This window comes from Euzebya pacifica (genome assembly GCF_003344865.1).
Classification (GTDB): domain Bacteria; phylum Actinomycetota; class Nitriliruptoria; order Euzebyales; family Euzebyaceae; genus Euzebya; species Euzebya pacifica.
This window is the reverse complement of sequence record NZ_CP031165.1, coordinates 2,264,841-2,291,749: the sequence shown is the minus strand read 5'-3', so window position 1 is coordinate 2,291,749 and position 26,909 is coordinate 2,264,841. Positions and strand designations below refer to the sequence as shown.

The window sequence follows — 26,909 nt, the reverse complement described above, 5'->3', positions numbered from 1 at the left end:
ACGTGAGACTGGACCGCCCACGCCGTCAGCGAGACGAAACGCAACCGCGCGTCCGGATCAGGGGTGGTGTCAATCCGTGTGTCACTCGCGATTTCGAGGCACCTCTAAGCCGCCGCTGACCTGCGCTTCCACGCCTGCGGTCAGGTATCTGGTGGACCGGAGATCCGCGGTTCGAATCCGCGCATCCCGACCACTTCATCGGGCCTGCCGGCCGCCCCCTGACAGGGCGCTGAGCAGGCCTTTTGTCGTTCCAGGAAGCCATTTTCGCCTCATACGGGGGCAGGCGGTCGGTTTATGTCCCACCGGCAGGTGTAAGTCGGAGTTGGTTCCCCCAACGGTGATGGCCACCGTGTGACCGCTCGTGAGGTCTTACCAAGGATCTCGCGAAAGGAGGCCACACGATGGCCGCCACTGATAATGACCTGCTGACCGACGTTGCCGCCAACCTGCTCACCGACGAGCACCGGACGGTGTTCCGCGACCTGCTCCAGGGGGCGTTGCAGCAGCTGATCGAGGAAGAGCTGACCGCCTCCATCGGCGCCGCGCTGCACCAGCGGACCGACGGCCGCACCGGGCAGCGCAACGGCCACCGGCCACCACGCACCCTGTCCACCCCGGCCGGGGACGTGGAGCTGGCGATCCCAAAGGTCCGCAAGGGCAACTTCTACCCGTCGCTGCTGGAGCCGCGCCGCCGGGTCGACCAAGCCCTGTGGGCGGTGATCATGACCGCCTACGTCAAGGGCACGTCCACCCGCAAGGTCGATGACCTGGTCAAGGCGCTCGGGGTCGACTCGGGCGTGTCGAAATCGACGGTGTCGCGGATCTGCGCGGAGATCGACGAGCACGTCGAGGCCTTCCGCAGCCGGACGCTGGCCCACACCGACTTCCCCTACGTGTTCTGCGACGCCACCTACGTCAAGGGCCGCGTCGGCCGCCACGTCGTGTCCCGCGCCATTGTCGTGGCGTTCGGCGTGGCCACCGACGGGACCCGCGAGGTGCTGGGGCTGGACGTGGGCGACAGCGAGGACGAGGCGTTCTGGGGCCAGTTCCTCAAGGGCCTCAAGACGCGTGGGCTCATCGGGGTTCGACTGGTCATCTCCGACGCCCACGAAGGCCTGAAGGCCGCGATCCGCCGCCACCTGCAGGGGGTCGCCTGGCAACGCTGCCGGGTCCACTTCAACCGCAACGTCCTGGCCCGGGTCGGCAAGGCCCACGGCGAGATGGTCACCGTGGAGGGGACCCGATGAGTGGTCCAGGAGTTGTGCGGCCTGATCGTCCCGGTCAGCGAGAGCGGGGTGGAGGCCACCTATCCCTCACCGCTGTGCAACGATGACCTCTGGGTGCTCAGCGACGAACCGGGGTTCTGATCGTGAAGAGTCGGTGCTGGCCCGACCCCGACCGGTCCCGTAGAACGGTTCCGCGGGCGTGGCAGGGAGCCGCCAGGTGTCCCCGACCTCATCTCCACGCCCAGTCGTGAAGAACCTGTTAGGCGGACCTGCACCTACACCACGGCGTCCCCACTCGCCCGTCTCGCCGGTGTCAATTCAGGTGTCATTAGCAATGCGAGGTCTCTTTGAACCTACGCTGAGCTGCCCTTTCACGCCTCCGTCCGGCTGTCTGGGGGACCGGAGATCCGCGGTTCGAATCCGCGCATCCCGACCACTTCAACGGGCCTGCCGGCCGCCCCCTGACAGGGCGCTGAGCAGGCCTTTTGTCGTTCCAGGAGGCCACTTTCACCTCCTACGGGGGCAGGGAACGCACAGGTCCCAGATCGAACACCTGTGCGCAAATCAGGGCAGAAGCGGGCCTGTGACACATGGATCGTGTGTCATTTCGTGTGTCACAACCCCGCGGCGACGGCTCCGCGGAGCCGCTGTGGGGATCCGTCTGACACACGGCGGCGGGTCTGCTCGTCCCCCCTCCTGCACCGACCACCTGGTCAACGGAGAGGACGTCGATGCCGCTTGCTGACCGGTTCGTCCGCTACAACGTCGCGAGGTGACCCAGCTCGTGGGCGAAGGTCCCCGGTTCCTGCCCCGTCCGCGGATCTGCGTTTCCGAACGTCATCCCCCGTGAGCCTCTGGTTCACCAGCGCAACACCGGCGACACGGCCGCTGTTCACAGGTGGTTCCTAGCGTCCGCGCCTGCTCGGGGCTGACCCGAGCGATCCCGCCGATGACCAGGAGTCCCTGCCGTGAAGCGTTCCCTGCTCGCGTTGCTCGTGATGGCCATGCTGATGGCCGCCTGCAGCGCTGACGACACCACCGACGACGCCACCGAGGAGGCCGCAGAGGCCACCGACGACGCCGCCGAGCCAACCGACGACGAGCCCTCGGCCGAGACGGAAGAGGCCGAGGAGACCGAGGAGACCGCGGAGGACACCGAGGACGCGACCGAGGAGGCTGCGGAAGCCACCGAGATCCAGATGTGGGTCGCCTTCACCGATTACCGGCTGGACTGGGCCCGCGACGTCGCCACGGCGTTCACCGAGGCCCACCCAGAGATCGCCATCGACATCCAGGGCTACGACGACTACGAGTCGCTGTTCCAGGCCACCCAGCTGGCCGCCGAGCAGGGCGACGCCCCCGCGATCGTGCAGTACTTCGAGGTCGCCACGCAGGAAGCCCGTGACGCCCAGACCGCCAACGGTCCGCTCTTCGCCAACCTCGAGGAGCTGATCGATGGCCGCGACGAGATCCTCGGCGAGCCGGTCGTGCTCGACGACGTCGTCGCCCCTGCCCGCGACTACTACACCCTCGACGGCCAGTTCACCTCGATGCCCTGGAACACCTCCAGCGCCATCATGTTCTCCAACACGACGATGCTCGCGGAGGCGGGGATCACCGAGCCGCCCGCCACCTGGGCCGACGTCGACGCCGCCTGTGAGGCCGTCGCCGCGCTGCCCGAGGCACCCACCGGCTGTATCACGTGGCCCAACCACGGCTGGTTCTTCGAGCAGTCCCTCGGCCAGCAGGGCGCGGTGATCGCCAACGGCGACAACGGTCGGTCCGAGCGGGCCTCCGAGGTCGAGCTCGACTCGCAGGCCGCCGTCGACTTCGTCAGCTGGTGGGCCGACATGGAGGACGCCGGGCACTACGTCTACACCGGCACCCAGCGCGACTGGTCCGGCACCTACAACGCCTTCATCGCCGGCGAGGTCCCGCTGCTGGTCTACTCCTCCTCCGACACCACGATCCTGACCGAGGACGGCACCGCCGCCGGGTTCGACGTCGTGGCCTCGCCCATGCCCCACAACGGCGAGGTCGACTACGCCGGCAACCTGATCGGTGGCGCCACGCTGTGGCTGACCAACGGCCTGGAGACCGCTGAACAGGACGCCGCGCTGGCCTTCCTGCAGTTCTTCTCCAACCCCGAGAACGCCGCCGACTGGCACAAGGTCACCGGCTACATCCCGATCACCGAGTCGGCCATCTCCCTGCTGGAGGACGAGGGCTGGTTCGAGGAGAACCCGAACTCCCGCGTCGCCGGAGAGCAGCTCGCCGCTGCGGACGGCAGCGTCGCCAGCCAGGGCGCGATCCTCGGGTCGTTCGTCGCCATCCGTGACGTCGTCACGGGCGCCATCGAGGACATCCTCGTCAACGACGTCGACCCGGCAGAGCGCATGGCCGCCGCCGACGCCGAGGCGCAGACCCTGCTGGACGACTACACCGCCCTCTACGCGGCCCAGTAGCACCCGTCGGGCCCGGCCTCCGTACGGGGGCCGGGCCCCTCGCGTTCGTCGATGTCGATGACTTCCCTGCTCGTGGTCCCCGTCCTGGCGCAGCTGCCGGAGGACGGGGGCTTCGCCGTCCATGCCAGCATGCTGCCCATGCATGCCACAACCGCAGCCGTCGGCCTGCTGGTCGGCCTCGTCGTCTGGCCGAGGCTGCGGCTGGACCGACGCGCCGGCGGCGTCATCGGTGCTGTGGTCGGGTCCGTCGGGCCACTGCTGGTCACCGTGCCGCTTCGTGGCTGCACGTTCGAACCCGGCCGCGATCCGGTGGAGCTGTGGCTCGGCATCGGCATCGCCGTGGCGACCACCGCCGCGCTGCTGGCCGCCGTCGTGTGGCTCGCCCGGATGGCGGCCGTGCAGCAGGGACGGCTGCGCGACACCTCCCTGGAACAGGGCGGCGGGGCGTTCAGGACCGGCCCCGCGGTACCGCTGCTGCTCCTCGCCCCCACGCTCGCCGTGCTGGTGGTCTTCCTGTACTGGCCGGCGGTGGAGACCGTTCGCCTGTCCACGAGGATCGTGCGGCTGTCTGCCCCGAACCAGCCGTTCGTGTGCCTCGGCAACTTCACGAGGCTGATGGAGCCCTCGGCGGATCCGGTGGCCATCGTCCTGTCCGTTGCGTGGGTGGTCGCCACGGCCGTGGTGGTCGTCCGCCGCCGACGCACGACGGTCCATGTGATGGGCGACGCCGTGCCGTGGTGGCTGCCACGGGTCCGGGGGCTGATCGGTGGCGCCGCCTTGATCACGCTGACGATCGCGGTGCTCGGCGACGCCTATCAGCGGGTCTTCACGACCACGCTGATCCTGTCCGCAGGGACGGTCCTGATCGGCCTGGCGCTGGGGCTGGGCATCGCCTGGCTGGCCTTCCAGCCCCTCCGTGGCCAGGGGCTGTACCGCACCTTCCTGATCTGGCCGTACGCGATCAGCCCCCCGATCGCCGGGGTCCTGTTCTACGTGATCTTCGATCCGATCGCCGGCATCGCCGGGCACCTGGTGGAGGCGCTCACGCCCTTCGAGCTGCCGAACTACCGAACCGACCCGACGCTTGCCCGGTCCGTCGTCATCCTCGCCAGCGTCTGGAAGACCCTCGGGTTCAACATCCTCTTCTACCTGGCGGGGCTGCAGACGGTGCCCAATGACATCATCGAGGCCAGCCGGATCGACGGCGCGAACGGCTGGCAGCGCATGCGATTCATCATCCTTCCCGCCCTGTCACCCATCACGTTCTTCCTCGTCGTCACCAACCTCACCTACGCGTTCTTCGAGATCTTCGGGACGATCGACTACCTGACCGCTGGTGGGCCCGTGGGCGCCACCACCGACATGATGTTCAGCCTGGTGCGGGCCGGGCGGGTCAACGGGTCGTTCGGGGAGGGCGCGGCGCAGTCGCTGATCCTGCTCGCCATGGTGCTCGTGGTCACCGCCTGGCAGTTCCGATCCACCGGCCGACGCGTCAGCTACGGAGCCTGAGATGGCCTTCTTCCGCCGCACCAGGACCGCCGCGTCATCGGCCCCGCCAGCGTCTCGTCGTCGGCGCCTGGGCCTGCACGCGGCGCTGCTGGGGTCCTGCATCGTCATCGGCCTGCCCGTGCTCTACGCGGCGCTGGTGTCGACCCAGACCAACCCCGAGGTCTTCCAGTACCAGCTGACGCCCGGGACCGCGTTCGGCGACAACTTCGAAGCCGTGTGGGAGGCCCGGTCGTTGGGCCGCTACATGCTGAACTCCACCATCCAGGCGCTGGCGATCACCGTCGGCAAGACCATCACCGCCCTGCTGGCCGGCCTAGCGTTCGTCTACTTCCGCTTCCCCGGCAAGTGGCTGGTCTTCGGCTTCGTGCTGGTCACGCTGCTGATGCCGACCGAGATCTCCATCCTCGCCCTGTTCCGGATCGTCAACGGGTTCGGCTGGAACGACTCGGTGCTGGGGCTGACGGTCCCGTTCTTCGCCTCCGCGACCGGGGCGTTCCTGTTCCGCCAGCACTTCGCCAACCTGCCGGCCGACCTGTCGGAGGCCGCGCAGCTGGACGGCGCCGGCCCGTTGCAGTTCCTGTGGCGCATCCTCATCCCGCTGTCGTGGAACGCCATCGGTGCCTTGGCGGTCATCCAGTTCGTCTACGCCTGGAACATGTACCTGTGGCCGTTGCTGATCGTGGCCGACCAGCGTGACCAGCTGGTCCAGGTCGGTCTCGGCACGTTGCTCAACACGGGCCAGTCGCTGACCTACGGTCCGCTGATGCTGGGCGCCCTGCTCGCCTCGGTACCCCCGGTGCTGGTCTTCGTGGCCCTGCAGAAACCGTTCATGTCCGGCTTCGCGGTGGGCGGGGAGAAGTAGCTGCTGTTCGGGGTTGCTGGGACGAGAACACGATTTCTGTCATCGGCTCCTCGTCGGGTCCGTTCGTCATAGGGTGACGCGACCGGGGAGACCGCCGACGAACCAGGGAGTCGACGATGGAGTACGAGCTGACGACGTTGCTCGAGGGAGGACACTTCTACGAGGGGCCACGGTGGCACGACTAGCCATCTGCATGGCCGCCTGCCTCTCGGGTGGCAGGTCTGGGACGTGGTTCGTGGCACGGCGGCCCGAGGTCACGGTCGGTCTGCCAGGGATGGTCGGATCCGGCCGGTTCAGCGTGAACGGCGACATGGAGGTCCGCACCACGAATCGCACGATTGACCTGTCAGTCATGAACCGGGGCGAGCGGCAGGCAAACCGGGCAGCACGGGATGGTGCGGGACGAGCCCACGGGCCGGTGGCCGTCACCGCCCGGTGGGCAATCGTGCTGGCCGTGCTGGTCACGACGGTCGCGGCGTGTGCCCGCCAGCCGTTCACGATCAGCAACGTTGCGACGGATGGTTCGGTGACGGTGACGGTGGTGGTCCACGAGTGGCCGTTGCCAGAGCGGTTTGATCCCAGCGGCACAGCCACCTTCGAGATGTCGGTGGGCAGTGTGCGTCCAGTGCCGGGACTGCCGGATGATCGGTGTGTCAACGCCACCGCGACAGCGGTCAGCGAAAGCGGGGGCGAGGCCACCTATCCCTCACCGCTGTGCAACGATGACCTCTGGAGTCTCAGAAACGAACCGGGGTTCTGATCATGGAGACGAGTCGGTGCTGGCCCGACCCCAACCGGTCCCGCAGGGCGGTCCGGCGGGCGTGGAAGGGTGCCGCCAGGTTGGCGGTGATCGTGGCGGTGCTTGGGACGACGGCGGCGTCGTGCGAGGCTCGGCGGTTCACGATCAGCAACCGTGCCCGAGAGGACTCGGTGACGGTGACCGTGGTGGTCCACGAGCGGCCGTTGCCAGAGCGGTTCGATCCCAGCGGCACAGCCACCTTCGAGATGTCGGTGGACAGTGTGCATCCGGTGCCGGGACTACCCGATGATCGGTGTGTCAACGCCACCGCGACAGCGGTCAGCGAAAGCGGGGGCGAGGCCACCTATCCCTCACCGCTGTGCAACGATGACCTCTGGAGTCTCAGAAACGAACCCGGGTTCTGATCGTGAAGAGTCGATGCTGGCCCCACCCCAACCGGTCCCGCAGGGCGGTCCCGCGGGCGTTGCAGGGTGCCGCCAGGCGTCCCCGACCTCATCTCCACGCCCAGTCGTGAAGGGCCTGTTCGGCGGACCTGCTCCCACACCGCGGAGTTGGACTCACCCGGGACCGTAGATCCGCGGTTCGGAATCCGCGCCTCCGGACGCAACACCTTCACAGGACACAGCGCCACCCCGCCCGGGGTGGCGTTTCTCGTTGTTCGGGCACGGGGACCCCGCGTCCACCTTTGAGAGCGCTTTCATGTACCGCGTATTTCCCTCTTGACCAGCGGTCTCGTAGCGCAATAGGTTGAGAGCGCTTCCAACGAGCCGCGTGGGAGGCGAGCCGCAGAGAGGGTGTTCGATGACGCTGACGCTGGACGACCTGGCGTCGATGAGCGGGGTCTCGCGCGCCACGATCTCTCGCGTCCTCAACGGCGGGTCCGTGGCACCGCGTACCCGGGCGCGGGTCGAGGCCGTCCTGGCCGAGACCGGCTACTCCCCCAACCGCGCTGCTCGCAGCCTTGCCTCCGGGCGGTCCGGCGTGGTCGGGGTCGTGATGCACCTCGAGCCGTCACTGCTGTTCGTCGACCCCTACTTCTCCGGCTTGCTGCAGGGCATGAGCGACGTCCTCGCCGAGCGGGCCACCGGCATGATGTTGTGGCTGGGCAACCGCTCGAAGCAGGAAACGCTGACCGACATCCAGCGGATGGGGCTGGTCGACGGATTGATCGTCACGGCGCACTGGCTGGACGACCCGTTGGTGGACGGGCTCCTCGCCTCGCCCATCCCGACCGTCCTGATCGGCCACCGGCGCGAGGACCACACCGCCAGCTACGTCGACGTCGACAACGTCGAGGCAGCTCGCAGCGTGGTCCAGCACCTCGTCGACACCGGCCGCACCCGCATCGCCCACATCTCCGGCATCCCCGGCAGCGTGGCGGGTGAGGACCGCCTGGTCGGCTACCGCGTGGGCATGGCCGATGCGGGCCTGCCCACCGAGGGTCTCGTCGTCACCGGTGACTTCAACGCCCCCTCGGGCGCGGACGCCGTCCCCCGCCTGCTCGAGCGTGGCGTCGATGCGATCTTCTGCGCCAACGACGCCACCGCATCCGGTGCCCTCGAGGCCCTGCAGGCAGCCGGCGTCACGGTCCCCGACGACGTCGCCCTCGTCGGCTTCGACGACCTCGACTTCGCCTCCCGCCTCGACCCGCCGCTGACCACCATCCGCCAGCAGGTCCCCACCCAGGGCGCCGAGGCCGCCCGCGCACTGCTGAACCTGCTCGACACCCCCGACGGCGGGCCGCGCCGGGTGCTGCTGCCCACCGAGCTGGTCATCCGCCAGTCGACGATCGGAGCGTCCGACCGCTGACCACGCCGGGCAGCGTCGCTGCCCACCACAACCTCGATGACACCCCGTCGTCGACACAGATCGTGGGGCCGCCAGAGGTCCAGTCCGACGGCCCCACTTGCCAACCCAACGCCTGTAAGCAGAAGGAGAAGGCATGACAAGGATATTCGCTGCGCCGCGCCCTGCGGTGCCCGCTGCCACTCGGCTGGCCGCCCTGATGGTGCTCGTGATGATGCTGGCCGCCTGCAGCGGCTCTGCCAGCGAGGGCACCTCGGCATCCGAGGATGCCGACGACACCGCTGCCACGGCGTCCACCGAAGACGACATGGGGGAGGACCCCGAGCCGACGGACGACGCTGAGGACACCGACACCGACGACGCCGACGACGCAGAACCGACCGAGGAGGAGTCCACCTCCGGGGACGCCGTGGAGATCCGCTGGTTCGTCGGTCTCGGCGCGGGCGGCCAGCCGGAACAGATCGCCGCCCAGGAAGCCGTTGTCGAGGCGTTCAACGACAGCCACGACGACATCCAGATCGTCCTGGAGATCGTCGAGAACGACGTCGCCTACGACACGCTGTCCACGCAGATCGCCGGCGGCAACGTGCCCGACATCATCGGTCCGGTCGGCCGTGACGGCTCCAACTCCTACGCGGGCCTCTACCTCGACCTCGAACCGCTGATCGAGTCGACCGGCTACGACATCTCCCGCTTCCCCGCCGAAACCGTGGAGAACTTCCGCGAGCCCGACGGCACCCTCCCCGGCCTGCCGTTCGCCTCCTATCCCTCCTCCATCTTCTTCAACACCGAGCTGTTCGACGAGGCCGGCCTTCCCTACCCGCCGCAGTCCTACGGGGCCGACGGCACCGCCGTCTACGGCGAGGGCACGGAGTACGAAGGCACCTGGGACTTCGACAAGGTGGCCGAGATCGCCGCGATCCTCGCCGTCGACGCCAACGGCAACGACGGCACGACCCCTGACTTCGACCGCTCCCAGACCGTCCAGTGGGGCTACGTCAACCAGTGGACGACGCTGATGTTCGCCCAGGGCACCCACTTCGGTGCCGGCTACCCGGTCGCCGACGACGGGTCGGCCGACATCCCCGAACCGTGGGAGCAGGAGTGGGCCTGGTACCACGACGGCGTCTGGAACGCCGGTTGGGCCCCCAGCCAGGAGCAGTTCGACTCCGAGCTGCTGAGCGGCAACCCGTTCGCCTCCGGCAACGTCGCCATGGCCAACACCCACCTCTGGTACACGTGCTGCGTCCGCGACGACGACGGCAACGGCCTGGACTTCTGGGACCTCGCGGTCATGCCGTCCAACGACGGCACCGTGACCGCCAAGATGCACGCCGACACCTTCCGGATCATGGCGGCCACCGAGCATCCCGACGAGGCGTTCGAGGTCCTCACCTACCTGCTTGACGACTCGGCGCTGGAGCTGCTGAACGCCTACGGCGCCGCCCCAGCCGACCCGGGCCTGACCGAGGCGTTCTTCGCCGACCTCGACGCCGTGTTCCCGCAGGGCGTGAACTGGCAGGTGGCGCTGGACAGCGCCAGCTACACCGACGTGCCCAGCCACGAACAGAACGTGCCCGGCTGGGACGAGTACAAGCTGGCCATGGCCGACTTCGAGAGCGCGCAGCTGTCGGACCCGGACATGGACATCGCCGCGGCGATCGCCGAGCTCGAGCAGGAGCTGTCCGGGATCTTCGCGGCCAACGCCGAGTAGCTGGTGTCCACCACCCTCCCGACCCGCGGCGGTGCGGCTGACCTCGTGTCGGCCGCACCGCCGCCAACCCCCTCCCCCGGCGGCAGGCCGTCCAGCGAGGACCGGTTGCACCGGCGCCGCGGCCGCATCGGCCTGTGGTTCGCCATGCCCTGGATCGTCGGCTTCGTGCTGTTCTACGCCGCCCCGATGGCCGCGTCGTTGTGGTTCTCCTTCACCGACTTCAGCCTGACCTCACCCGACCCCATTGCCTTCGTCGGCGGGGACAACTGGGCCCGGTTGATCCGTGACCGCGAGGTCATCGACTCCGCCCTGGTCACCGTCAAGTTCGGGCTGCTGTCGTTGCCGCTGACCATCCTCGTCCCGCTCGGCTTCGCATGGCTGCTGACCGCCAAGCAGCTGTGGGGCCGGTCGATCTTCCGCACGCTGTTCTACATGCCGTCCGTCATCCCCTTCGTGGCGGCGGTCCTGGTCTTCAACGGGATGCTGAACTCCCAGACCGGCTGGGCCAACCGAGCCCTGTCCGCCGTCGGCATCCCCGGCCCCAACTGGTTGAACTCCGAGGTGTGGATCTACCCGACCCTCACCCTGATCGCCCTGTGGGGGATCGGCAACGCGATGATCATCTTCATCGCCGGCATCAACTCGGTCCCGGCCGACCTCTACGACGCAGCCCAGGTCGACGGGGCCTCGAGCTGGCAGCAGTTCCGCACCATCACCGTGCCGATGATCTCGCCGGTGCTTTTCTACAACGTGGTTGTCGCCCTGATCGGCCTGTTCCAGTACTTCCTGGTGCCGTTCGTCCTCAAGAACGGCTCGGGCGACCCCGGCGGCGCCACGTTCTTCTACTCCATGTACTTCTACCGGACCCTGTTCCGGCTCCAGAACATGGGCTACGCCGCCACGCTCGCCTGGATGATGTTCCTGGTCGGGCTCGTGGTCACGGGCCTGCTGTTCTGGTCCGCCCGGTACTGGGTGCACTACGAGTTCGGGGACCAGTCGTGAGCGCCTCGACCACCCCGACACGACGGCGGCTCCGCGAGCCGAGCCGTCCGCTGCGCCACACCGATGCCGGCACCAAGAAGCTGCTCGCCGGCGGCCTCGTCACGATGGTCGCCACCGGCATCCTCGTCGTCTACCTCGCCCCGCTGGCCTACATGGGGGTGACCTCGCTCAAGAGCGAGGACATGATCCAGGACTTCCGGGCGCCGTTGCTGCCCGCCGAACCGGCGACCATCGAGGTCGACGGCGACGCGCTGGACATCTACGCCGTCCCGCTGGAGGGTCCGGACGGTCCGCTGACCGACCTGGCCCTGCTGCAGCCCGGCCGGCAGACCTCGACGTTCGTCGACCCCGCCGACCCAGCCGGACCACCCGTGGAGTGGGAGGGGAACTGGCGGCAGCTGCAACCGGCCTACGAGTTCGCGCCGCAGCTGGACAACTACAGTGCGGCCTGGGACGAGATGGACTTCCTCGTGCTGTTGCGCAACACCGTCGCCATCGCCGTCCTCGGCATGGTCGGCACGCTTGTCGCCTCGACGCTGGTGGCCTACGGGTTGTCCCGGTTCCACATGCCGTTCAAGCGGACGATCTTCGTGGTGCTGATCGCCACGATCATCCTGCCGAAGTTCGTCACGCTGGTCCCCACCTACGCGCTGTTCTTCCGCATCGGCTGGGTCGGCACGTGGCTGCCCCTGATCGTCCCCCACTTCTTCGGCAACGCCTACAACGTGTTCCTGCTGCGCCAGTACTTCCTGACGCTGCCCAAGGACCTCGACGAGGCCGCCGCCATCGACGGGGCCAGCCCGCTGCGCACCCTGTGGTCGGTCATCCTGCCGCAGGCCCGCCCGGCCCTCGTCGCCGTCGGCATCTTCCACTTCTTCTACGCGTGGAACGACTTCTTCGAACCGCTGGTCTACCTCTCGACCCGCCGCGACCTGCAGCCGATCGCGGTTGGCCTGCAGATCTTCAACAGCCTGTTCGACACCTCGCCACACCTCATCCAGGCCGGTGCGCTGCTTGCCCTGGCCATCCCGCTCGCCATCTTCTTCTTCGCCCAGCGGGTCTTCCTCAAGGGCATCGACCTGTCAGGAGTCAACAAGTGACCGAACTGTTCACCCCGTCCGACCGGGATCGGCTGGTGCTCCCGCCGGACTTCCGTTGGGGCGTTGCCACGTCCTCCCACCAGATCGAGGGCGCCGTCGCCGAGGGCGGCCGCTCGCCATCGGTGTGGGACACCTTCAGCCACACCCCCGGCCGAGTCGTCGGGGGCCAGCACGCCGACGTGACCGTCGACCACTACCACCGCATGGCCGAGGACGTGGCCCTGATGGCCGACCTCGGCGTCGACACCTACCGGTTCTCCATCGCCTGGTCGAGGCTCCTGCCCGACGGCGTCGGCGAGGTCAACCCCGCGGGTGCGGCCTTCTACCGTCGGCTGTGCGAGACCCTCCGCGAGGCCGGTATCACCCCGTTGGTGGCGCTGTACCACTGGGACCACCCGCAGGTCCTCCAGGACCGGGGCGGGTGGGCCAACCCCGAGATGGTGGAGTGGTTCGCCGCCTACGCCGCCGCCGCCAAGCGCACGCTCGGTGACCTGGCCAGCGACTGGCTGACCCTCAACGAGCCGTACTGCGCGGCGTTCCTCGGGCACGCCTCGGGCATCCACGCTCCCGGCATCGCCGATCCCGCCACCGCCCACCTCGCCGCCCACCACATGATGCTGGCCCACCACCGGGCCGTTGCCACCCTGCGCGAGACCGCCCCCAACGACGACGACACCGTCACGATCGCCCTCAACCTGATCCCGGCGTGGGACGACGAGGAGGGGCCCGCCGGCCCTGCAGCCAAGGCGGTCGACATGGTCCAGAACCAGCTGTTCCTCGACGCGGTGCTGGAGGGCAGGTATCCCGACGAGGTCCTTGCCCACCACCGGCGTTTCGGGCTGGAGGACCGTGTCGACCCCGACGAGCTCGCCCGGGTGCACCAGCCGATCGACTACCTGGCGATCAACTACTACAACATCACCCACGTGGTCCGGCGTGACGGTGCCCCCTTCCCCGACGGATTCCCGGGGGCAGACGACGCGGTCTGCGTGGACCCTCCCGAGCCACGGACCGACATGGGGTGGGGCGTCGAACCCGAGGGGCTGGCCTGGATGCTGCGTCGGGTCGCGGCCGCACATCCCGACCTTCCGCTGGTCATCAGCGAGAACGGCGCGGCGTTCCCCGACGAGGTCAGCGAGGACGGACGGATCCACGACGCCCAGCGGATCGCCTACCTCCGTGACCACATCGGTGTGGTCGTCGACGCCATCGCCGACGGCGTGGACGTCCGCGGGTACCACGTGTGGTCGTTGCTGGACAACTTCGAGTGGTCCCTCGGCTACGGCATGCGGTTCGGCCTGATCCGCGTCGACTTCGACAGCCTCGAGCGCACCCCCAAGGACAGCGCGCGCTGGTACGCCGCGGTCATCGACGCCAACCGCGATCGCGCGATGGCCGGCTGACCGGTGCGAGGACGATCGGTCAAACCCGTCAGCCAACCCCGCCACCCACAGTCACATACGCAGAAATAGGGTTCACTATCCGTCGCACCGGTCGTATGGTGCACGTCGCAGACATCCGCACGCAGCTTCCACGGGGGGGAGCCCATCGAGGCGAGAGGCATGCCGGCATGGCGCAGTCACCCAGCAATCGATCCGTCCCGCTGTCACTCGACGCTGCGTTGCTCGGGTCACGGGTGCTCGTCGTGGACGACGAACCCGACAACGTCGTGCTCTTCGAGCACATGCTGGCCACGGTCGGGCTGACGGAGGTCTACGGGCTGCAGGACGCTCCCCGGACCATGGAGGTCATCCGAGAGCGGTCCATCGACCTGGTCCTGCTGGACCTGAGCATGCCCGGCATGGACGGGTACGAGGTGCTCGACATGGTGCGCAGCGCCCAGGATCCAGAGGACTTCCTTCCCGTCCTCGTGCTCACCGCGGACCCGACGTCCTCCGCCCGGGACGCCGCGTTGCACGCCGGCGCGAACGACTTCCTGACCCGTCCCGTCGACATGGCCGAGGCCCTGCTCCGGATCCAGAACCTCCTGCGGATCCGCCGGTTGCACGTCGTCACCGCCGCACGCAACCAGGAGCTGCAGGCCGAGCTGAGCGCCCGTGCGGCCGCCGCGAAACGGCGATCGAAGGCCCGTCGTGTCAGGCGCGCCCTGATCGACACCATCCTGGCCGACAACCGGCTGCGGATGGTGTTCCAGCCCATCATGACCGTGGACGAGGGCACGATCGTCGGGGTGGAGGCGCTGGCACGGATCGCCCACGACCCTCGACGCCCCCCGGATGTCTGGTTCGACGAGGCCGAGGACGTCGGCCTCGGCCTCGAGCTCGAGCTCGCGGCCGTCCGGGGCGCATTGCAGGAACTCGAGCACATGGGCGAGGGCTTCATGTCCATCAACGTGTCCCCGCGCGTGGCCCGGACCACGGCGTTCGCCTCGGTGCTGCGAGAGGTCGACGGCAACCGCATCGTGGTGGAGCTGACCGAGCACACCCGTGTCCACGACGAGTCCATCCTCCAGATCGAGCTGGACGACATCCGTTCCCTGGGTGTGCGTCTGGCGGTGGACGACGCCGGTGCCGGGTACGCGGGTCTGCAGCGCATCCTGGGGTTGTCGCCGGACATCGTGAAGCTCGACATCGCGCTCATCCGCGGCATCGACACCGACCCGGCACGGCGGGCGCTGGCGACCGCCTTCGTCGCGTTCACCGACGAAATCGGTGCCGTCCTGATCGCCGAGGGAATCGAGACGGATGCCGAGCTCGAGACGCTGCGCTCGCTCGGGGTCCCGTGGGCACAGGGTTACCGGCTCGGCCGGCCGGGCCCCCTCCCTCACCTCAGGGGCTGACAGCCTGTTCCACGGACAGATCCGCAACGGGCAGGTCGACCCAGAAGGTCGACCCCCGTCCCGGCGCGGACCGGACCCCCATGTGCCCGTCCATGGCGTGGACGAGCTCTCGGGAAACCACGAGGCCGAGGCCGGTTCCCTCCACCGCGCCACCCTCGGCACCCAGGCGGTCGAACGGCTCGAACAGCCGCTCCTGCAGGTCCAGCGGAATGCCCGGTCCGTCGTCGGTGACCGAGAACCGGACGACGTCCGTGCTCGGCTGGGTGCACTCGAGGGTGACCGAGGTGTCCGAATCGGTGTACTTCACCGCGTTGACCAGCAGGTTCAGGAGGACCTGGCGCAGGCGCTGCCGGTCGGCACGGACCGTCGCGCCACCCTCGGACTCGGTGCGCACCCGCACTCGGCGTTCACGTGCCGAGGGCAGGACCAGCTCGACTGACTCCGCCATCACCTCTGCGGCGTCGACGGCCTCCGGTCGCATCGCGACGGTGCCGGCCTCGATCCGCGACAGGTCCAGCACCTCGTCGATCAGCCGCAGCAGGTGGCGTCCTGCCCTGACGATCCGCCCAGCCGCATCCCGGTCGCGGTCGGCCAGCTCGGGCGCGTCCTCCAGGACCTGCCCGAACCCGAGGATCGCGTTCAGCGGTGTGCGCAGCTCGTGGCTCGTGCGCGAAAGGAAGGCCGTCTTCGCGTCGTTGGCACGGACCGCCTCCTCCTGCGCTGCCACGAGCGCCGCCTGAGCGCGCGTCATCGCCTCCATCCGGGCCCGCTCGTCGGCAAGCAGCTCGCAGCGCTCGATGGCCAACGACGCCACCGCCGCCATCTGCTCGGCCAGGCCGATCTCCTCGGGGCCGAACCATGGCGTGAACGGGCTGGTCCACAGCACCAGGTCTCCGCGTCCGTCGGGCAGGTGCACCACCGCACGCGTGCTGCCGTCGAGCGCCTGTGACCCATCCGGGACCTGCCCATGGGTGGCGATCGTGGTGCCGTCCGCGGCCACGAGGGCCGCACCGCGGGCGCTGAGCATGCGACTGGTCGGCCTGAGCAGCTCCTGTGCGACCTCCTCCACATCGACCGCGCGCAGCACTGCCTGCGTTCCGGCACGCAGCTGCGCTTCCTCCGGTCGACGCCAGCGCAGTCGCGCCGCCGGCGGTGGGCTGAACCCGAGCCCGAACATGACCGCGCTGACGGTGGCCACGAACCGGATGAGCAGCGACAGCGGTCCGCTGTCCTCCCCCAACGGGGCGGCCAGCAGCAGGGCCACGGTCAGCACCGCGGTGGCCACGGCCATCAGGCGCGTGCGGGTTCGCGCCACGCTGGGCTGCCCGCGTCCGGCGCTCCAGAGCAGACCCACCACCATGGCCGCCGTGCCCATCCAGTACCCCAGCGCAAGGACCACGTAGCCGATGATCCAGGACGGCAGGTCCGCGCCCGGCTCGGGGATCACCGGAAGCGGCACCGTCACCAGCACGATCGTCCCCAGCCCGAGCACGGACAGCGACTCCCAGCGACGGGGCAGGGGCGTGAAGCTCCCGGTGAACCGCAGCAGCAGGTACGGGAAGGACAGCAGCAGCACGATCATGCTTCGGGACAGCGCGCTGGGCAGGTCCCATCCGAGGTGCTCGGGGAGGACGAACGCCCCCAGCGACACGGCAACCGCGCCGAACGCCAGCGCCACCCACCGGTCCGCCGGCCGCCGACGTGCCGACCCGAGGATCGCCAGCACCGCCAGCAGTCCGAACGCGGACACCAGCACGATGTCCACGACCAGGACCAGGTCGACCTGCACAGCGCTCCGTTCCGATAGGTGGCTACAGAGAGTATTATCGGCGGGACTCTCCGAAACTTTGCGTGCTCGGGAGGAATCTGGATCGACACAGGAGGCAGCGCATGGCCAGGGCAGGACTGCGCGCCGCGGTGTCGACCCAGATGGAGGACGCCATCCAGGCGTCGCGGGTGCTCGTCGTCGATGACGAACCGACCAACGTGCTCGTGCTCGAGCGGATGTTCGAGTCCGTCGGGTTGACGCAGGTCTTCGGCCTGACCGATCCCCGGCGAACGCTCCAGATGGTCAACGACCACGCCATCGACCTGGTGTTGCTCGACCTGCACATGCCACACCTGGACGGGCTGGACGTGCTGTCGGAGCTGCGTGCTGCGGCCGACCCCCACGACTTCCTGCCGGTCCTCGTGCTGACCGCCGATGCCACCACCGACGCGCGCGACCGCGCCCTCGACGGCGGTGCGAACGACTTCCTCACCAAGCCCTTCGACCGCATCGAGGCGCTGCTGCGGGTGCGCAACCTCCTGCGGCTCCGGCACCTGCACGTCGAGGCCATGTCTCGGCAGGAGGAGCTTCGCGCCGAGCTGGAGGCCCGCGAGGCCGAAAGCCGGCTTGCCCAGGCGCACCACAACGAGAAGGTCGCGCGCGTGGATCGGGCCCTTCGCGGGGACGCCCTCTCGATGGTGTTCCAGCCGATCCATGCCGTCGCCGACGGTTCGGTTGTCGGCATGGAGGCCCTGGCGCGCCTCGCGATCGAGCCATCTCGCGCGCCGGACATCTGGTTCAGGGAAGCGACCTCGGTCGGGAGGGGCGCGCAGCTGGAGCTCGCGGCGGCCGCCCGTGCCCTGGCGCAGATCGATCGACTGGAGGGGTTCCTGGCGGTCAACGTCTCACCCGAGGTCGCACGGCTGCCGGCGTTCACCGAGCTGCTGTCGGGCGTGGACTGCAGCCGTGTGGTCGTGGAGCTCACCGAGCACACACGGGTTGCCGACGAGGTCGAGCTGGAACGGGACCTGGCGCACCTGCGCGAACGGGGCGTGCGCCTGGCCGTGGACGACACGGGCGCGGGCTATGCCGGGCTGCAGCGCCTGCTGGGCCTCGCCCCCGACATCGTGAAGCTGGACATGGCCCTCATCCGCGGCATCGACCACGACCCCGCTCGACGTGCCCTCGCGACCGCGCTCGTGGCGTTCACCTCCGAGATCGGGGCGGAGCTGATCGCCGAGGGCGTGGAAACCGACGCCGAGCTGTCCACCCTGCGCGCGCTGGGTGTGCCCTGGGTACAGGGCTTCGGGCTGGGACGGCCCGCCCCGCTGCCCGGCTGACGCCTGACCTACCGATAACGGTCGGCGAGGGCGAGGACGTTGGCCGCGTAGCGCTGCCCCGACTCGCTGGCCCCGTTGCGGACCACACGCTCGGGTCCCTCGAAATAGCCCGCCAGCGTCAGCTCGATGTCGCCGTCGAAGCGGTCGTACAGGTGGTCGAGGTAGGCCATGCCTGCGGCGACGTTGTCGGCAGGATCCGACAGGTCCAGGCTGCGCCCGAGCAGGTAGCGTCCCACCCACTCCCCCGTCGCCGGCATGACCTGCATGATGCCGCGCGCACCGGCCGAGGAGACGACGCTGTTGTTCCAGCCCGACTCCTGCATGGCCAGCCCCAGCGGGACCGCCGGACGCCAGCCCTGCCGCTGTGCTTCCTGGGTGATCAGGCGCCGGACGTCGTCACGGGACGACGACGTCGAGCTGCTGGCCCCCGACGAGGACGCGGCCGGTTGTGCGGCGGGTGAGGAACCGCCGGCGACCCGCAGGTGCTGACCGGCTCGGATCAGGTTGGGGTTGGTGATGCCGTTGGCCTCGGCCAGCGCGCTGGTCGACACCCCGTACCGTGCCGCGATCGCCGACAGGGTCTCGCCTGGCTGCACCACGTGGCCGCCGGCCGGTCCCTCGCCGCCCGGGATGACGAGGACCGTGCCGGCCACGATGCGGTCGGGATCGTCCAGCCCGTTGGCGTCGACCAGCGAGGTCGCCGAGACGCCGTGCCGGGCAGCGATGGCCGACAGGGTGTCGCCGCCCTGCACGCGGTAGTCCAACCGCGCGTGCGCCACACCCGGGAACACGCCGACCAGCAGGGTGGCGGCGACCAGCACCGCACCGCCTCGTGCACGCCCCTCGTTGCTCCAGCGTCCGTCACCCATCGTGTCCAGCCCATCGTGTTGCCAGTGTTGCCTGAGTAAAGATAAGTCAACTACTGAGGTTTGGACAGGGCGGGTTCGTCCGTATGGACACCGCCGGACTCGGACAAATAGTTGCAGATCGCTACCATTTGCCCATGCCACCAACCGCCGACCCCGCCGTCGGCCGCCCGCCCTCGCTGGCGCGTCGACCCGCCTACCTCGCCACGCAGGTCTCCAAGGCCGCGCTGCGCCTGCTGACCGACGCCTTCGCCGAACACGATGTCCGCCCGGCCCACTTCGGTGTGCTCGCGACGCTGGACGACCTCGGTGCCCTCTGCCAGCGCGACCTGTGCGACCGCCTCGACCTGGACAAGAGCCATATGGTGGGGTTCGTCGACGACCTCGAACGTCGCGGGCTGGTCGACCGCGAACGCGACGACGCCGACCGACGTCGCTACCGGGTGGCGATCAGCGCCGAGGGCCGTGTCCTGCTCGCCGAGCTCCGCCGTGTCCACGCTGCTGCACACGCGCCACTGTTCGGCCACCTCTCCCTCGAGCAGGTGGAGACCCTCGCCGATCTGCTGGGCAGCGTCGTGCAGCGAGCCGACCTGCTGCGCCTGGGCCCGGCCGACGACCGCACCGCTGCCGTGACCGCCGACGACGCCCCGACCGCGCCTGCCGACGTGGCGGTGGCACCGTGATGGCCGCCGCACGACGCCGCCTCGGCCAGTTCGAGTTCACCGCCCTGCTGGCGGCGACGATGTCGATGGCCGCGCTGGGCATCGACCTGCTGCTGCCGGCCTTCGGCGACATCCGTACCGACCTCGGCCTGTCGGTGGACTCCACCGCCGTCGCCGGACTGGTCACCGCCTACTTCCTCGGGCTGGCCATCGGCCAGCCGGGCTACGGGCCGATCTCCGATGCGCTGGGCCGCAAGCCCGTCCTGTACGCCAGCTTCGGCGTCTACATCGTCGGTGCCCTTGCGACCTCGCTGGCCCCCACGCTCCCCCTCCTTCTCGGAGCCCGCTTCCTGTGGGGCCTCGGGGCGGCAGGCCCCCGTGTCATCACGGTGGCCATCATCCGCGACCGCTACGAGGGCGAGGAGATGTCGCGGGCCATGTCGCTGGTCATGTCGGTCTTCATGCTCGTCCCGGTCTTCGCCCCGACCATCGGTGCGGCCGGCATCAGCGTCGCGTCGTGGCGCTGGCTGTTCGTGGCCTGCGCGATCGCCGCCGGGCTGCTGGCCCTGTGGATGACCCGCATGTCGGAGACCCTCGCCCCAGAGCACCGGGGCGACCTGAACATGGGCCGCCTCGGACGCGCGGCCAAGATGGTCGTCTCCAACCGACAGACCGTCGGCTACACGCTCGCCATGACGTCGATGTACGGCGGGTTCACCTCCTACCTGGCCAGCAGCGAGCTGATCTTCGGTGACGTCTTCGGCGTCGGCGAGCGCTTCCCCGTCATCTTCGGCGGCCTGGCGATCGTCATGGGGTTCGGCATGCTGCTGAACGCCCGCATCGTCCGGCAGGTGGGCTCGGCGCGGCTGAGCCACGTGACGCTGATGACCTACGTCGTGGCTGCCGTCGTGCTGCTGGCCACCGCGATGTTCGGCGGCGGGGCCCCTCCCCTGTGGGCGTTCCTGCTGACCATGGCCGTCGTGCTGTTCGGCCACGCGCTGATCATCCCGAACTTCAACACCATGGCCATGGCGCCGATGGGTGCGGTCGCCGGGATGGCCTCCTCCATCGTCGGTGCCGTGCAGGTCGCCGCCGGGGCGCTGCTGGGCGCCGTGATCGACCGCATGTACGACGGGACCGTCGTGCCGTTCGCCGCCTCGCTGCTGACCTGCGGTGTCGTGGCCGTGGGGCTCGTCGCCTGGGCAGAGGGTGGCACGCTGACCCTCCTCCGACGTCGGCCCCAGCCGGCTCAGCCGGTGCCCAGCGCCGTCCGGTAGACCTCCACCGTGGCCTCGGCCACGGTGTCCCAACCGAAGTCCGCCACGACGCGCTGTCGTCCGAGCTCGCCCATCACCTTCGCGCGGTCGGGGTCGGTCAGCAGCTCGTTGACGCCGTCGGCGATCCGCTGCTCGAAGGTGCCGGGCCGCGTCTCGTCGTAGGGCACGAGGATGCCGGTCTCGCCGTCGTCGACGACCTCGGGGATGCCACCGACGGCGCTCGCGACGACAGCCGTGCCGCAGGCCATCGCCTCGAGGTTGACGATGCCGAGCGGCTCGTAGACCGACGGGCACACGAAGACGGTGGCGTGGGTCAGCAGCTGCACGATGTCGGGTCGCGGCAACATCTCGTGGATCCAGTGGACACCGTCGCGTTCGGCCTTCAGCGCCTCGACCTCGGACCGGGTGAGGTCGCCGAGCTCCGCGGTGTCGGGAGCGCCTGCACAGAGGATCAGCTGGGCGTCGGGGTGGAACTGGTGGGCTGCGGCCAGCAGGTGCGGGACGCCCTTCTGTCGGGTGATACGACCCACGAAGATCACCGACGGGCGGTCCGGGTCGATGCCCAACCGCGCGAGCACGTCGGTGTCGCGATCGGGCTGGTACAGCTGGGTGTCGATGCCGTTGCGGACGACGTGCACACGGTCGGGGTCCAGCGCCGGGTAGGCGTCGAGGATGTCGGTCCGCATGCCGTCGCTGACCGCGATGACGGCGTCGGCGGCCTCGTAGGCGGTCCGCTCCGCCCACGACGACACCGCGTAGCCGCCGCCGAGCTGCTCGGCCTTCCACGGGCGGCGGGGCTCGAGGGAGTGGGCGGTGACGACGTGCGGGATGTCGTGCAGCAGCTTGGCGATGTGGCCACCCATGTTGGCGTACCAGGTGTGGCTGTGGACGAGCTCGGCCTCGCCGACCGCGGCCGCCATGCTGAGGTCGACCGACAGGGTCTGGAGGGTCGCGTTGGCCTCCGCCAGCTGGACCGCCGGCGTGTGGGCCGTGGCGTCGTCGCGCGGCTCACCGAAGCAGTGCACGTCCACGTCGACGAGCGCCCCGAGCTCACGTGCGAGGAAATCGACGTGCACACCCGCCCCGCCGTAGATGTCCGGCGGCCATTCCCTTGTCAGCATCGCGACGCGCATCCCTGTCACCGTACGGCACCCGCGAGGCGGATGTTCGAGCGAGGGACATGTCCTGCGCGACACTGCCGCCATGGCCGACCGAACCGCCCCCAGCGCCCAGTCCCTTGCCCTGTCCCGCGACGAGGTCGTCGACTACGTCACCCGGGTGTGGCCCCGAGCCGGACGGTCCTACGCCGAGGGCCTGAAGGACCTGCGACCGGGCTGGTGCCGGTTCGAGCGGGTCGCCACCGAACTCGACGAACGACCCGGCGGGACCATGCGCGGTCCCCTGCTGATGGAGGCGGTCGACCAAGCCGCGTTCGCGCTGGTCCTCGGGCACCTCGGCGATGCGGCCCTTGCGGTGACCAGCCACCTGTCGGTGGAGTTCCTGCGTCGCCCGGCCATCGGGACGCTGATCGTGGAGACCCGGCTGCGCAAGCTCGGCCGGACCCAGATCACGATGACCTGCGACCTGCACGTCGACAGCCCGGATCCCGACCGCCCTGTCGCCATCGCCACCGTCGCCTACAGCCAGGCCCTGCTCGGCTGACCACCCCGCCGGACATGTGTGGGGCCGGGCAGTCGGGGGAACCCGTTCGTCGTGCCTTCCTCACCCGACTCCGAGCCCACCGGCCAGCCCGCGCCCGACGCCGTCCTCCTGGACCTCGACGGCACGCTTGTCGACACCGTCTACCTCCACGTCCGCACTTGGTCTGCGGCGTTCGCCGAGGTCCTCGACCGCCCGGTCCCGGAGTGGCGCATCCACGGCTGCATCGGGCTTCCCGGCGACCGGCTGATCAGGCGCGTCCTCGGTGAGGTGCCCGAGGAGGCCGTGCGCGAGCGGCTGAGCCGTGGTCACCGCGAACGGTTCCTTGCCGCTGCCGAAGCGGGCCTCCACCCCACCCGTGGGGCCCTCAACCTGCTGCACGACCTCGACAACCGGGGCGTGCCGCACGTGGTGGCCACCGCCGCCGGCACCGAGGAACGCGAGGCGCTGATGGCGGCCCTCGGCAACCCCGACATCGCCGTCACCGATGCCGACGACCTCCCCGGCGGCAAACCCGACAGCAGCGTCATGCACGCCGCTGCCGCCCAGCTCGACGCCGATGCCAGCCACATCCGGATGCTCGGCGACGCGCCGTGGGACGGTCATGCCGCCCGCGCCGCCGGCCTGTCCTTCGTGGCGGTCCGCACCGGCGGGTTCGGCGACGACGCCCTTCGCGAGGCCGGCGCCGCGATGGTCCTCGACGACCCCGCTGACTGCCTCGGCGTGCTCTAGCCGCCACCCCTGCCCGAGCCAGACGCCCGCACCAAGGAGACCGCCATGCCGCTGGACATCGATTCGCTCACCGAGTACCTCAACGACCACCTGGGTGGCGCCGCCGGCGCGACCGACCTGCTGCGCCGACGACTCGACGAGGGCCGTGGCAACGACGAGCTCGCCGAGCTCCTCGCCGGAATCGAGACGCACCGCACCCACCTGGAGGAGCTGATGGCCGAGCTCGGGATCTCCCACAGCGTCGTCCGCCAGACCGTCGGCTGGGTCGGCGAGCGCATGGCCCAGCTCAAGCTCAAGGGCGAGGCGCTGCGCGACGACGGCGTTCGTGACCTGCTGGAGCTCGAGAGCCTGTCCATCGGCGTGCACGGCAAGCAACGGCTGTGGCTGGCGCTCGCGGAGATCCGTGGGACCCACCCGGCCCTGGAGGCCCTCGACCTCGAGTGGCTGATCGCCTCGGGAGAGGAGCAGCAGGCCACCGTGGAACGCCATCGCCTGGCCGCCGTTCGCCGGGCGTTCGCCAACGCAGATGGGTAGTCCTCACCCAGCGAGGCCATACTGCGGCGCGTGACCACGACCACCCCGCCGAGCTCGCTGCCACCTGTCGAGTCCGAAGCCGAACGCCGCGCCGACCTCAAGACCATGAAGACCCGGGCCACCGGGCTGCTGGTCGGCGTCGCGCTGGTCTGGGTGGCCCTGCTGCTGCTCACCGATGACGCCGGCGTCACCGGCTACGCCATCGCCACGTTCGAGGCGGCGATGGTGGGTGCCCTGGCCGACTGGTTCGCCGTCACCGCGATCTTCCGCCATCCGCTGGGCCTGCCGATCCCCCACACGGCGGTGGTGGCGTCGCGCAAGGACCAGTTCGGCGTCACCCTCGGCCAGTTCATCCAGGAGAACTTCCTGACCCCCGACGTCGTCGGCCCCCGCCTGGCCGAGCTGGACGTGGCCAGCCGCGCCGGCGCCTGGTTCGCCGACCCGACCAACGCCGACCGGGCCGCCGCCCACGCCGCCGGCATGATCGACCGCCTGGCCGAGAGCAGCGGCGACGACGACGTCATCACCCTGATCGAGCACCAGGTCCGACGCCGCGTCGAAGCCACCGACGCCGGTCCTCTCGCGGCTGGCGGCCTGCGGCTGCTGACCACCGAGGGCCACCACGAACAGCTGCTTGACGAGCTGCTGGCCCTGCTCGACGGGTTCCTCGTCACCAACCAGCACACGATGCGGGAACGCTTCACCACCGAGTCGCCGTGGTGGTTGCCCGAACCGGTCGACGACGCGCTGTTCAACCGGCTCTTCGACGGCGTCCGCAACCTGATCAGCGACGCCGCCACACCCGGCGGGCCCGGTGGCCTGCGGGAGGAGATCCACAAGGGCATCGAGCGCTTCACCGACTCCCTCGAGCACGATCCCGACGTCGTGCTGCGCGCCAACGAGTTCAAGATGCAGCTGCTGGACAACCCCGAGCTGCGCCGCTGGATCGCCGCGGTCTGGGGGGCCATCAAGGGCCAGCTTCGGGAGCAGGCCTTCGACGACACCTCCCGGCTGCGACAGCGCATGCAGGACCTGATCGTCCAGGGCGGCCAGCGCCTGCAGGACGACCCGGCGACCAACCGGGCCGTCAACGACCTCGTCGAGCGGACCGGTCGCGGCGCCGTCGAGCAGTTCTCCACCGAGATCTCCGGCCTGGTCAGCAACACCGTGTCCAGCTGGAACACCTCCGAGACCGCCGACCGGCTGGAGCTGCTGCTCGGCCGCGACCTGCAGTGGATCCGCATCAACGGCACCGTCGTCGGTGGCCTGGCCGGCTTCGTCATCCACACGATCGCCGAGATCGCCGGCTGACAGCCGGCGAAATCGGGCGGTGGGCAGGTGCCGACACCATCCCCGTCGAAAACAGAAGTGGAGAAGCCGACCCACTTCACGACGGAGCCGATCGTGTCCCGAATCACCGCTGCCCTCGTCGTCGCCATGCTGCTGGTCCCCACCGCCGCGCTGGCCGACGACTACACCGACGCCGACTACCGCGACTACGACATCGACAGCCAGCAGCGCGGCAACGCCCGCCAGCCCGCCCAGGCCACCGATCCGGCGTTCGCCGAGGCCTTCGTCGGGGCCGGGGTCGACACCTGGCTGTCCGACGCGGGGCAGGCGGCCAACGACCTGCGGGCCGGCCGGCTGTACACCGGTGCCGGGCGCTACGTCCCCGGCGGCTCGGCCGGTGACCCCCGCTACTACTACGACGTCACCTCCACGGAGGTCGCCTTCACCGCCCGCACCGGCGCCAAGCTGACCGGGCACGTCTGGGCCCCCGTCGATGCACCGGGCCGTCGTCCCGGCGTCGTCATCACCTCCGGCTCCATCCAGGGGTACGAGGCGATGTACTTCTGGGCCGCCCGCGACCTGGCCCGCCACGGCTACCTCGTCCTGACCTGGGACGCGCAGGGCCAGGGCCGCTCGGAAGGGGTCGGCCACGCCCCGGGCAGCCCGATGCCCACCTTCGACGGCGTGCCGTTCCAGCAGTCGGCCAACTTCGTGGAGGCCACCGTCGACGCGCTGGAGTTCTTCCTCTCCACCCCCGACGCCCCGTACGTCCCGCCGACCTGGACCGAGGAGGACGCCGCGGCCGCCCGGGAGGCCGCCGACGGGGTCGAGCAGCTGGACGACGTCAACCCCCTCCACGCGCTGCTCGACGCCGACACCATCGGGCTGGCCGGCCACTCCCTCGGCGGCAGCGGCGTCAGCGCGGTCCAGCAGTGCTCCGACGAGGGCACGGTGTGGAGCACCCTCCCCGAGCTGTGCAACGACCGCAGCTACCCCATCCGTGCGGTCGTCGGCTGGGACGGCCTGTCCGGCGGAGTCACCCCGGTCGTGCCGGCGATGGACCAGAACGCCGACGGCTACTTCTTCAACACCACCCCCCAGTTCAGCTCGCCGGACCCCGAGGCCAACCTCGCCCCCTTCGACGCCTGGACCGCAGCGGGCCTGGACGCCTACTCCCTGACCGTCCGCGGCGGCACCCACCTGGAGTGGTGCGACCTGCCGTACCTGCTGCCGGCCACGACCTACGGCACGGAGATGGCCACCGTCTACACGACCGCGTGGTTCGACCGGTACCTGGCCCCCGAGGACGCGACGCGCACCGGGGCGCTCGACACCCTGCTGACCGCCCCGACGGCGGATGCCGACCAGCCGGAGAGCGGCACCAACCTGTCGGGCAGCCGGGCCAGCGCCTACCGCCTGACCACCCTCGATGTCACCCCTGCCGTGCTGGAGACCCGTGACCTGCGCGCCACCGCCGGCTGGGCCGAGGTCGGCGACTGGGCCGCCATCCTGGCCGAGGGCTGATCAGCGGGGCTCG

General features: G+C 69.8%; 22 protein-coding genes and 1 pseudogene. 20 read left to right on the top strand and 3 right to left on the bottom strand.

Features of this window, described 5'->3' with window-relative positions:
* Positions 1–401 precede the first annotated feature (401 nt).
* The 12 genes and pseudogenes from DVS28_RS09550 to DVS28_RS09495 all read left to right on the top strand — a co-directional run.
* Positions 402–1,226, top strand: a pseudogene (locus DVS28_RS09550) (IS256 family transposase); the annotation flags it as partial.
* Between the two features lie 968 nt (positions 1,227–2,194).
* Complete coding sequence (locus DVS28_RS09545; protein WP_114591235.1) at positions 2,195–3,691, top strand: extracellular solute-binding protein; 1,497 nt, start codon at positions 2,195–2,197, stop codon at positions 3,689–3,691.
* A 51-nt stretch (positions 3,692–3,742) separates the two neighbouring features.
* Positions 3,743–5,200, top strand: coding sequence for a carbohydrate ABC transporter permease (locus DVS28_RS09540; RefSeq protein ID WP_114591234.1), 1,458 nt, complete (start codon positions 3,743–3,745; stop codon positions 5,198–5,200).
* Position 5,201: 1 nt separating this feature from the next.
* Complete coding sequence (locus tag DVS28_RS09535) at positions 5,202–6,062, top strand: carbohydrate ABC transporter permease (protein WP_114591233.1); 861 nt, start codon at positions 5,202–5,204, stop codon at positions 6,060–6,062.
* A gap of 310 nt (positions 6,063–6,372) precedes the next feature.
* Positions 6,373–6,822 carry a hypothetical protein gene (locus DVS28_RS09530; RefSeq protein WP_164710278.1) on the top strand — a complete coding sequence of 150 codons (450 nt, stop codon included), beginning with the start codon at positions 6,373–6,375 and terminating at the stop codon, positions 6,820–6,822.
* A gap of 80 nt (positions 6,823–6,902) precedes the next feature.
* Entirely contained in the window at positions 6,903–7,226 is a 324-nt protein-coding gene (locus DVS28_RS28310) for a hypothetical protein (RefSeq protein WP_164710276.1), read from the top strand.
* 397 nt (positions 7,227–7,623) lie between these two features.
* Entirely contained in the window at positions 7,624–8,631 is a 1,008-nt protein-coding gene (locus DVS28_RS09520; RefSeq protein WP_114591230.1) for a LacI family DNA-binding transcriptional regulator, read from the top strand.
* 133 nt (positions 8,632–8,764) lie between these two features.
* On the top strand, positions 8,765–10,342 hold the full coding sequence (locus DVS28_RS09515; RefSeq protein ID WP_114591229.1) for an extracellular solute-binding protein: 1,578 nt from the start codon (positions 8,765–8,767) through the stop codon (positions 10,340–10,342).
* 3 nt (positions 10,343–10,345) lie between these two features.
* The gene (locus DVS28_RS09510) at positions 10,346–11,344 is read left to right on the top strand and encodes a carbohydrate ABC transporter permease (RefSeq protein ID WP_114591228.1); all 999 of its coding nucleotides are present in this window, start codon (positions 10,346–10,348) and stop codon (positions 11,342–11,344) included.
* Positions 11,341–12,444: a carbohydrate ABC transporter permease gene (locus DVS28_RS09505; RefSeq protein WP_216826511.1), complete on the top strand. Its 1,104-nt coding sequence runs from the start codon at positions 11,341–11,343 to the stop codon at positions 12,442–12,444. The genes DVS28_RS09510 and DVS28_RS09505 overlap by 4 nt, the downstream gene beginning before the upstream one ends.
* Positions 12,441–13,847 carry a GH1 family beta-glucosidase gene (locus tag DVS28_RS09500; RefSeq protein WP_216826510.1) on the top strand — a complete coding sequence of 469 codons (1,407 nt, stop codon included), beginning with the start codon at positions 12,441–12,443 and terminating at the stop codon, positions 13,845–13,847. The genes DVS28_RS09505 and DVS28_RS09500 overlap by 4 nt, the downstream gene beginning before the upstream one ends.
* Before the next feature lie 167 nt (positions 13,848–14,014).
* On the top strand, positions 14,015–15,244 hold the full coding sequence (locus DVS28_RS09495) for an EAL domain-containing response regulator (RefSeq protein ID WP_164710273.1): 1,230 nt from the start codon (positions 14,015–14,017) through the stop codon (positions 15,242–15,244).
* On the opposite strand, the gene DVS28_RS09490 is transcribed toward DVS28_RS09495, so the two are convergent.
* Positions 15,234–17,033 (bottom strand): sensor histidine kinase, encoded by a 1,800-nt coding sequence (locus DVS28_RS09490; RefSeq protein WP_114591226.1) that lies wholly within the window; start codon positions 17,031–17,033, stop codon positions 15,234–15,236. The two genes, DVS28_RS09495 and DVS28_RS09490, sit on opposite strands and share 11 nt — an antisense overlap.
* A 101-nt stretch (positions 17,034–17,134) precedes the next feature.
* Between DVS28_RS09490 and DVS28_RS09485 the strand changes: the two genes are divergently transcribed.
* Complete coding sequence (locus tag DVS28_RS09485; RefSeq protein ID WP_216826509.1) at positions 17,135–18,352, top strand: EAL domain-containing response regulator; 1,218 nt, start codon at positions 17,135–17,137, stop codon at positions 18,350–18,352.
* A gap of 8 nt (positions 18,353–18,360) precedes the next feature.
* On the opposite strand, the gene DVS28_RS09480 is transcribed toward DVS28_RS09485, so the two are convergent.
* Positions 18,361–19,221 (bottom strand): lytic transglycosylase, encoded by an 861-nt coding sequence (locus DVS28_RS09480; protein WP_114591225.1) that lies wholly within the window; start codon positions 19,219–19,221, stop codon positions 18,361–18,363.
* A gap of 134 nt (positions 19,222–19,355) precedes the next feature.
* Between DVS28_RS09480 and DVS28_RS09475 the strand changes: the two genes are divergently transcribed.
* Complete coding sequence (locus DVS28_RS09475) at positions 19,356–19,901, top strand: MarR family winged helix-turn-helix transcriptional regulator (RefSeq protein WP_164710271.1); 546 nt, start codon at positions 19,356–19,358, stop codon at positions 19,899–19,901.
* On the top strand, positions 19,901–21,157 hold the full coding sequence (locus DVS28_RS09470) for a multidrug effflux MFS transporter (protein ID WP_114591223.1): 1,257 nt from the start codon (positions 19,901–19,903) through the stop codon (positions 21,155–21,157). Before DVS28_RS09475 ends, DVS28_RS09470 begins: the two co-directional genes overlap by 1 nt.
* On the opposite strand, the gene glgA is transcribed toward DVS28_RS09470, so the two are convergent.
* The gene (gene glgA, locus DVS28_RS09465; protein ID WP_114591222.1) at positions 21,130–22,290 is read right to left on the bottom strand and encodes a glycogen synthase; all 1,161 of its coding nucleotides are present in this window, start codon (positions 22,288–22,290) and stop codon (positions 21,130–21,132) included. The two genes, DVS28_RS09470 and glgA, sit on opposite strands and share 28 nt — an antisense overlap.
* A 70-nt stretch (positions 22,291–22,360) precedes the next feature.
* On the opposite strand from glgA, the gene DVS28_RS09460 reads away from it, so the two are divergent.
* The 5 genes from DVS28_RS09460 (at position 22,361) to DVS28_RS09440 (ending at position 26,896) form a co-directional block, all read left to right on the top strand.
* Positions 22,361–22,819, top strand: coding sequence for a PaaI family thioesterase (locus tag DVS28_RS09460; RefSeq protein WP_164710269.1), 459 nt, complete (start codon positions 22,361–22,363; stop codon positions 22,817–22,819).
* Between the two features lie 51 nt (positions 22,820–22,870).
* On the top strand, positions 22,871–23,548 hold the full coding sequence (locus tag DVS28_RS09455) for an HAD family hydrolase (RefSeq protein WP_164710267.1): 678 nt from the start codon (positions 22,871–22,873) through the stop codon (positions 23,546–23,548).
* Between the two features lie 45 nt (positions 23,549–23,593).
* Positions 23,594–24,082, top strand: a complete 489-nt coding sequence (locus tag DVS28_RS09450) for a hypothetical protein (RefSeq protein WP_114591220.1) — start codon at positions 23,594–23,596, stop codon at positions 24,080–24,082.
* Positions 24,083–24,112: 30 nt separating this feature from the next.
* Positions 24,113–25,393 (top strand): DUF445 domain-containing protein, encoded by a 1,281-nt coding sequence (locus tag DVS28_RS09445; protein ID WP_114591219.1) that lies wholly within the window; start codon positions 24,113–24,115, stop codon positions 25,391–25,393.
* A 93-nt stretch (positions 25,394–25,486) separates the two neighbouring features.
* On the top strand, positions 25,487–26,896 hold the full coding sequence (locus DVS28_RS09440; RefSeq protein ID WP_164710265.1) for an alpha/beta fold hydrolase: 1,410 nt from the start codon (positions 25,487–25,489) through the stop codon (positions 26,894–26,896).
* The last annotated feature ends 13 nt before the right edge of the window (positions 26,897–26,909 follow it).